Here is a 2047-nt window from a genome sequence, read left to right as displayed (position 1 = left end):
AGCGCCCTCAGCGGCTACGCCCAGCCGCTCATCGCCTACCGAGGCGACAGCCACTACGGCGGCGGCTTCGCCTACCTTGCCGAGGTATGGCGCAAAACCCGCAGGCCGCACCTCTACGCAGGCGACTTCGACGCCAAGGGCGTGACCCTGGCGCTGGACAGCGGCGCCACGCACCTGCTGCTCCCCGACATGGCATGGCTCAGCCAACACGCCACCCCCCTGCACCAGCCCGCCGGGCAGCTCCCCTACCAACGGCGGCTGCGCCAACTCCACGTCAGCCTACCGCCCCAACACCCGCTAAGGCCCTACCTCACGCTGCTGGAAAAACAGCGCGGCCTCAAACAGCAGTGGTTTGAGGGGGAATTGGTGGCGGTGGGGGTTGGTTAGCGGCTTGCTTCTTGGCTGGGGTTGGCTGAGAGAATCAACCGTGCAGTGCTTTTCTTGCGGTACGCAGGGGGGAAAGCAAAACGCGCCAGCATGCGAATCTGAATATGCCGCTTATTTTCCCTTTGCCTTCAGGCGAATCAGTGGGATAGGGTCGATGGAGCTGGCTACATAACCTCAATGAATGAGCGGTCAGGTTTTTGCCTACCTTCGTAGACTATGCTGTAATACGTTGTAGTCACCAGGCATGAGGGGCATAGTCATGAGCGTCACCACGGTTCGCCTTCAGGCAGAAGTTGAACAGCGTTTGGAAGCAATCGCCAGCAGGCTGCACCGTAGCAAAGGCTGGGTGATCAACCAGGCGTTGTCGGAATACATAGAAAAGCAGCAGCTTGAGCAAGAGCGTTGGAAACAAACGTTAGAGGCAATGGAGTCTGCTGCCCAAGGCAAGCTCGTTGATGCCAGCGAGGTTCACAGTTGGCTTAATAGCTGGGGAACCGAAAACGAGCAGGATGCACCGAGGTCAGGTAAGTGAAGCTGGTTTACACGGATGAAGCCATTGATGATTTGAAACGCCTCAGGGAGTTCGTTGCGGAGCACAACCCGTCGGCGGCAGCCAGGATTGCCACTGAACTGGTTGGCAAAATCGAATTACTTCCAGATTTCCCCAGAATGGGCACACCGGTTGAAATGGCACCGGTGCCTGACTCTGTTCGAGATATGGTTTTCGGAAAATACGTCGTTCGATATTCAGTTCATGTCAGTGCCATCATTATTCTCCGTGTGTGGCATGGCCTTGAGGGCGAACGATAGCAATTTAACCAAACGCGGCACTTGGACGCCCTTGTCTCCGCTTCGCTGCGTCAAAGTCACCCGTGCGCTCAGCGTTAGCTCACTGAATCATGGGACGCCCTTACATTAGCGGCAGGATCTGCCGCCGCGCATACTTGATGGGCAAATAATATGCGCATATTATGGGTGTGTCGTTCCACACGAGGACTGAGCTGTGCAAGCTGCTGAAGTTACGAAATCCACCCGAAAGCCAACGAATCTATCGCTAGATAGTGATCTTCTCAAGGAGGCAAAAGCCTTGGGGATCAATGTCTCACGGTCCGCAGAGGCGGGGATCGCGGAGGCTGTGAAACGGCATAAACAGGAGAAGTGGCTGACAGAGAATGCCAAAGCTCTGGCAAGCTCGAACGCATACGTTGAAGCTAACGGTTTGCCTCTCGCGCGGCACCGTCAATTCTGATGGCCCGCTTCGACATCTTCGACAATGAGGGTGGGGGCGGCTATCTGCTGGACGTTCAATCAGACCTTCTTAGCGGCTTGAACACTCGGGTTGTCGTGCCTCTATTGCCCCAATCTTCTGCGCCGTCCCCAGCCCAGCGGCTGAATCCTGTCTTTAGCATTGAAGGTCAGGATTTCGTCATGGCCACTCAATACATGGCTGCTGTACCCAAGGGCGAATTGCGTTCTCGTGTTGGTAACCTTGCTGAGCAGCAGGACGAAATCTCCGCAGCGTTGGACATGCTGTTTTTGGGCTTTTGATGCAAGAAAGTGATCATTTTCAGCATGTCCACGGCTTCGCGGTACAGGTAGACCTTCAAATCAGAGTCTGGGCGAATCATTGACATCCCTGGCTTTAGGCTTCACCCATTGA

General features: G+C 55.6%; 5 protein-coding genes. All 5 read left to right on the top strand.

The window, feature by feature from the left end:
* Positions 1-387, top strand: a 387-nt coding sequence (locus tag B7L71_RS05600; RefSeq protein WP_446497379.1) for a DUF7281 domain-containing protein, incomplete at its 5' end; no start/stop codon positions are given.
* Positions 388-646: 259 nt separating this feature from the next.
* Positions 647-919: a CopG family ribbon-helix-helix protein gene (locus B7L71_RS05595; protein ID WP_081136540.1), complete on the top strand. Its 273-nt coding sequence runs from the start codon at positions 647-649 to the stop codon at positions 917-919.
* A complete protein-coding gene (locus B7L71_RS05590) occupies positions 916-1197 on the top strand; it encodes a type II toxin-antitoxin system RelE/ParE family toxin (protein ID WP_081136538.1) in 282 nt (93 codons plus the stop codon). Before B7L71_RS05595 ends, B7L71_RS05590 begins: the two co-directional genes overlap by 4 nt.
* A 193-nt stretch (positions 1198-1390) precedes the next feature.
* On the top strand, positions 1391-1636 hold the full coding sequence (locus tag B7L71_RS05585) for a type II toxin-antitoxin system CcdA family antitoxin (protein ID WP_081136536.1): 246 nt from the start codon (positions 1391-1393) through the stop codon (positions 1634-1636).
* Entirely contained in the window at positions 1636-1935 is a 300-nt protein-coding gene (locus B7L71_RS05580; RefSeq protein ID WP_081136534.1) for a CcdB family protein, read from the top strand. Before B7L71_RS05585 ends, B7L71_RS05580 begins: the two co-directional genes overlap by 1 nt.
* Positions 1936-2047: the final 112 nt, after the last annotated feature.

Source organism: Halomonas sp. BC2 (assembly GCF_002078115.1).
Lineage (GTDB): Bacteria > Pseudomonadota > Gammaproteobacteria > Pseudomonadales > Halomonadaceae > Vreelandella > Vreelandella stevensii.
This window is presented reverse-complemented; position numbering and strand designations above follow the sequence as displayed.